The sequence below is a fragment of the Cetobacterium sp. ZWU0022 genome, from assembly GCF_000800875.1.
GTDB lineage: Bacteria > Fusobacteriota > Fusobacteriia > Fusobacteriales > Fusobacteriaceae > Cetobacterium_A.
In genome coordinates, this window is the sequence record NZ_JRJZ01000016.1 from 1 (window position 1) to 5,803 (window position 5,803).

General features: G+C 27.6%; 6 protein-coding genes. All 6 read left to right on the top strand.

The genetic code is table 11. From position 1 onward, the window contains the following. Window positions 1-57: 57 nt before the first annotated feature. The gene (locus tag L988_RS01235) at window positions 58-243 is read left to right on the top strand and encodes a hypothetical protein (RefSeq protein ID WP_047380744.1); all 186 of its coding nucleotides are present in this window, start codon (window positions 58-60) and stop codon (window positions 241-243) included. Between the two features lie 41 nt (window positions 244-284). After that, window positions 285-2,249, top strand: a complete 1,965-nt coding sequence (locus tag L988_RS01240; protein WP_052191625.1) for a type IV secretory system conjugative DNA transfer family protein — start codon at window positions 285-287, stop codon at window positions 2,247-2,249. Continuing rightward, a complete protein-coding gene (locus L988_RS01245; RefSeq protein WP_047380746.1) occupies window positions 2,246-2,587 on the top strand; it encodes a hypothetical protein in 342 nt (113 codons plus the stop codon). The genes L988_RS01240 and L988_RS01245 overlap by 4 nt, the downstream gene beginning before the upstream one ends. Next, entirely contained in the window at window positions 2,580-3,503 is a 924-nt protein-coding gene (gene trbB / locus L988_RS01250) for a P-type conjugative transfer ATPase TrbB (RefSeq protein ID WP_047380748.1), read from the top strand. The genes L988_RS01245 and trbB overlap by 8 nt, the downstream gene beginning before the upstream one ends. After that, entirely contained in the window at window positions 3,503-3,760 is a 258-nt protein-coding gene (locus L988_RS01255; RefSeq protein WP_047380750.1) for a VirB3 family type IV secretion system protein, read from the top strand. The genes trbB and L988_RS01255 overlap by 1 nt, the downstream gene beginning before the upstream one ends. Window positions 3,761-3,772: 12 nt before the next feature. Then, window positions 3,773-5,803: hypothetical protein (locus tag L988_RS01260; RefSeq protein WP_047380751.1), on the top strand; the 2,031-nt coding region annotated here is incomplete at its 3' end.

Consider the following 5,803-nt stretch of genomic DNA (forward strand, 5'->3'; position numbering starts at 1 on the left):
TGAAGGCGATAGTTAGTCGGAAACGACTAAAAAAATCTTAAAAGGAGTGAATAAAAAATGAAAAAATGGAATTGTGATGCGTGGGTAGATATGGCAATACAAAATATGCCTACTATTGAAGCTAAAACAGCAGAAGAAGCTAAAGAAAAATTTTTAAAAATGTTAAAAAGTGGCGAAATATCATTAGATGAATTATCTAATGATTCAGATATATTTACTGTAAATGTAGTCGAAGTAGATTAAATAGATTTTATAATTAATAGAATTATAAAAGAGGTATTTGAATGAATAAAAAAACAAAAAAGAAAATTAGTTTTATATTTTTTATAACAATGATATTAGTTGCGTTTAGTGGAGCTACACAAATGTTTGCATATAAGACTAACTTTCATCCAGGATTAGGAAAACCATTGTTAGTTAAAACTTTATTTCAAGTTGAAGCAAAGTTATATAACCCATTTTTATTTATAAAATGGAGTGAACAACATGGAGAAACAGCACCAGTAGCTAATAATTCAGCAACTTCAGTTTTATTTGGAGTTTTAATATTTAGTGTTCTAATTTTATCAATTCTAAATAAGAGCAAAAAGAAATTAGATAGTCATGGTTCGGCTGATTGGGCTACAAAAGATGAAATTGATAATCCTGACATGGGGTTGCTTACTACAAAAGAAAATGTAATAAAAGAATTTAAAAGAGCTGAAACAGTTGAATTATACAATCAAATAGAAGATGAAGAAGAAAGATATTCAGATGGTGTGGTATGTGGTAGAGATACGTATGGTAGAGAGCTTAGAAGTCTTGGATTAGAACATATGATTGCTATGGCACCGACTAGATCAGGTAAAGGAGTAGGACTTGTTATTCCAACTCTTTTAACTTGGAAAGGGTCTGTGTTTGTTCTTGATATAAAAAATGAGAACTTTGCTTTAACATCAAAATATAGAGAGAAAATAGGACAAAAGATTATAAGGTTTGCACCAACAGATTTAAGCTCTAATAAATATAATCCTTTAGCTGAAATTCAATTAGGTACAGTTTATGAATATAACCAGGCTAGAGAAATTGTAGAAGCATTGATAACAGTTAATGAATCAGATACATTTTTCGGTCCAACAGCAGTAAATTTTTTAACGGCAGTTATTATATTTGTAATGTATTCAAAGATAAATGAAGGGAAAATAGCTTGTTTGAGGGATGTATATAGATTTTTAACTTCTCCTTCAACAACAGAAGAAGAAAAATTAAAAGCTATGGCTTTTAATGACCATATTACAGAAGATATAGAAAAGCAATTTGAATGGGATAAATCAAAGGCTGATAATTTATTTGAATACATAACAAAAGATTTAATCACTTTAAAAGGCGAAGAAAGACCATATGTTCACCCAAAAGTTTCAAGAATGGGAGCAGATATGCTTGGAAGAGCAGAGAAAGAAAGATCGGGTATAATATCTTCAGCAAAAACAAACTTAGAAATTTTCGATACACCATTAATTGGAGAAAATACAAGTTCTTCAGATATTCAAATAACAGATTTAATGAATGGAGAAAAACCAATAAGTTTTTACTTTGTTACACCTCCAAAAGATTTAGAAAAAGTAAAAGTATTAGCAAGAATACTAATCATGCAAATAATAAATAAATTAACAGCAGAAATAAAGATAGAGGGGAAACCTTATAAGCATAGATTATTATTGCTTATAGATGAGTTCCCTGCAATTGGAAAAATGAAAGATTTTGAAACTTCTTTAGCTTTTAGTGCAGGTTATGGAGTAAAAGCATTTATGATAACTCAATCATTAAATCAATTATATAGCATTTATGGTAAGAACAATAAGATAATAGATAACTGCCATATTCAAATATATTACGCACCTAATGATACTGATACACCACAAATGTTGGAGAAAAAAATTGGAAATAAAACTGTGGTTGTAAAGAATTTATCATATAAAGGAATGAAATATTTTTCAGATTGGAATTATTCTGAATCACTTATGTCAAGACCGTTATTATATTCAGCAGAGATTAGTAAATTACCTAAAGCAGATAGTTTAATATTTGTAACAGGGTTTAGTCCAATTTATGGAAAAAAGGTAAGATGGTATGCTGAAGAAAAATATATAAATAGACAATCTGTTTATAAAACTAAGAAAAGAAATTATAGAAATGAAATAAAACAAAAAGTAAAAGCATTTATGAAAAGTAAAATTAAAAAAATTAAAAAATGGGTGATAAAAGAATGAAACAAGATGAAAGAATAGAGTTACAAACATTAAGAGAAAAGCAAAAAAATGGAAAATTAACTAGAATTGAATTAGCGAGATTTAAAGTTCTTAGAATTTATGAAGAACTGGAAGGTGCTAAAGAGAATGAATTAAAAGTATTTAATAAAGAAGTTATAAAAATTTGGAATAAAAATTTAAAACCATTATTTATGAATGAAAAATTAATTGAACTTTTAAAGCAAGATGATAACATGAAACTTTTAGTAGATTGTGTTGAAAATGGAATAAGAGAAATAAAAGAATTGAATGGAATTAAAGCAGAGAATGAAAATCAAGGGGAAATAAAAAATGAATAGTTCTTTAATACAGCTTTTAAACTATTCTTTAGGTCAAGAAGTAGTTAAATATTTTTCAGATGATAGTGTAATTGAAATTATGCTAAATGATGATGGGAAATTATGGATAGATACTTTTGATGGGACTAAAGATACAGGAGTAATTATAGATAATGAAAAAGCATTAAGTGTAGCTTATTTACTAGCAAGTCATATTGGAGCAGAGATAAATCAAGATTGTCCACATTTAGGTGGAGAATTACCAGGAACAGGATTTAGATTTCAAATAGAAATTCCTCCAATTGTTTCTAATGTTAGTTTTAATATTAGAAAAAAAGCTATTAGAGTCTTTTCACTTAATGATTACTTAAAAAACGAAGTAATGACAATACGTCAAAAAAATATAATTGAAGAAGCTGTTAAAGATAGAAAAAATATATTAGTAGTTGGTGGAACATCTTCAGGAAAGACTACACTATGTAATGCTATTTTAAAAGAAATAGCAAAATATAAAAATAGAGTTGTTTTAATAGAAGATGTACAAGAATTACAATGTGAAACAGAAAATAAAGTTAGAATGAAAACTTGTAAAAATACAAGCATAAGAGATTTAATTAAAATAACAATGAGAAAAACTCCTGAAAGAATCATAGTGGGAGAAATAAGAGATGGAGCTGCTTTAGATTTATTAAAAGCATGGAATAGTGGACACCCAGGTGGAATATCTACAATTCATGCTGATGATTGTTTAGGAGGTTTAGAAAAATTAGAGCAATATATTCAAGAAGTTTCAGCGAATCCACAATCTAAACTTATTGCTAGAGCTGTAGATTTAGTTGTAGTAATAGCAAAAGTTGAAGGTCAGAGAAAAATTACACAAATTGTAACAGTTGATGGCTATAAAAATGGAGAATATATATTAAATGAGGTGGTCTAATGGATTATAGACAAAAAGTCCCAAAGGCTTTAACAACTCCTTTGACAATGGGTGGAGGGTCAAAGAAACCAGTAATTTTTAATGGTGTACTAGCTATGGTAGGGATTTTTGCAACAGGTACATTTTTTTATATAATATTTTTTATAATGTTATCAATAATACTTCATGGATTTATAGTATGGGCTACAAAAAAAGATCCACAATGGTTTGAAGTATTAATGAAATATTTGAAGAATAAAAAAAAATACAGATCATAATAGGAGATAAAAATGTTTAAAGAATATCAAGAAACAGAGCGAATTGCATATGCTTTTCCCTGGGCTTACTGTTTAGAAGAAAACATAATAATAAATAAAAATTATTCTTTAAGTTCAGTTTTTAAATTTAGAGGTCAAGATTTAGATTCTTGTACAATTCCTGAATTAGAAAGAAATTTAGGGATTGTAAATAATTTCTTAAAAAGATTAGGTGGAAATTGGACAATACATTGTGAAGCTAGAAGAAAAAAATCTGAAGATTATAATAGAGCAAAATTTATTAAAGAAATTCCAACGTTTATAGTTGAAACAGAAAGAGAAGAATTTTTTAAATCAGGTACACATTATGAAAGTGAATATTATTTAACATTTACTTATAAAATCCCAATTGAAAAAACAGAAAAATTTTTCAAATTATTTTTAGAAAGTGAGAATAAACAAAGATTAGATTTATATAGCAATTCTTTACAAATTTTCAAAGATACTATAAATGCAGCTTATTTAGTTTTAGGAACTGTATGTAAAGAGTTAAAAGCTTTAAATACAGATGAAATAATAAATTATTTTCATAGTTGTATATCAGATACAGAGTTTAAAATAAAATTAAGTGAAGAACAAAAATATAAAATGCTCTTTGATGGGTTTATAAGTGATTGTGAATTTATAGGTGGATTAGAACCAAAATTAGGAGAAAAATATATAGGAACAGTAAGTATTTATAACTTCCCTGATGTTACAACGTCAGTTATTTTAGACAGGCTTAATAGATTACCCTTAGAGTATAGATTTGTAACAAGATACATGATTTATGACAAACTAGAAGCATTAAAAGAGATTAACTCTTATCTAAGAAATTGGGATGGAAAAGTAAAAGATTTATGGCAAGTTATAAAAGAAATTATGACAAAAGAAGAAACAAAAAATATAAATATAAATGCGTATAATAATGCAAATGAATTAAAAGAAGTTAGAAGGAAGATTGAAGCAGAAGAAACAGCATTAGGTCAATATACGGCAAGTATTGTTTTGAGTAATAAAAATCAAAATCAATTATTTAAAGAACTAAAAGAAGTAAAAAACTTATTAAATTCATTAGGGTTTATAGCAGAAGTAGAAACTATAAATACTGAAGAATCATGGCAGTCATCAATACCAGGAAATATATATTCAAATGTAAGACGACCACCAATGGACACACAAGTTTTAACGACATTATTACCCATATCAGCAGTATGGGCAGGTGATGAAATTAATAAGCATTTGAAAGAACCGAGTTTGTTTTACTCTCAAACAAGTGGGAATACACCTTTTAGAGCCAATATTCACTATAATGATGTAGGACATTCTTTAGTTGTCGGACCGACAGGAGCAGGAAAATCAGTATTACTAGCTTTCATGGCAGTTCAATTTAAAAAATATAAAAATTCACAAGTTTTTAGTTTTGATAAAGGTGGTTCTAGCAGAGTATTAACAAAAGCTATAGGTGGTAATTTTTATGATTTAGGAGAAGATAATTTAAGATTTCAGCCTTTAGCAAAATGTGATGATCCTAAAGAAAGAGAATGGTGTCAAGAATGGATAGAAAATATATTAGAAAGTGAAGGGGTAGAATTAAATCCTCAAAAAAAATCATATATATGGACAGCATTAAATAGTCTTGCAACTACTCCAACTAATTTTAGAACTTTAAGCTCTTTTGCTAATTTTGTTGGTGGACAAGATTTATCATTGAAAGAAGGCTTAGCACCATATTTTGGAAAAGGACAATATGCTAAATATTTTGATGGGGATAAAGAAACAATATCAAATTCTAATTTTCAAGTATTTGAAATGGAAAAGATAGCTCAAACTAAAAAAGCGATAGCTCCATGTTTAGATTATTTATTCCATAAAATTGAAACAGAAAGGTTGGATGGGAAGCCAACATTAATTACTCTTGATGAATGTTGGTTATTTTTCGATAATCCAAAATTTGAAGCAAAAATAAGAGAATGGTTAAAAGTTCTTAGAAAGAAAAATACTTCAGTTGTTTTTGCTACTCAA

Excerpts from the sequence above, each read along its gene's own strand:
- L988_RS01235 (WP_047380744.1), top strand. The coding sequence starts at position 58 with ATGAAAAAATGGAATTGTGATGCGTGGGTAGATATGGCAATACAAAAT.
- L988_RS01240 (WP_052191625.1), top strand. The coding sequence starts at position 285 with ATGAATAAAAAAACAAAAAAGAAAATTAGTTTTATATTTTTTATAACA.
- L988_RS01245 (WP_047380746.1), top strand. The coding sequence starts at position 2,246 with ATGAAACAAGATGAAAGAATAGAGTTACAAACATTAAGAGAAAAGCAA.
- trbB (WP_047380748.1), top strand. The coding sequence starts at position 2,580 with ATGAATAGTTCTTTAATACAGCTTTTAAACTATTCTTTAGGTCAAGAA.
- L988_RS01255 (WP_047380750.1), top strand. The coding sequence starts at position 3,503 with ATGGATTATAGACAAAAAGTCCCAAAGGCTTTAACAACTCCTTTGACA.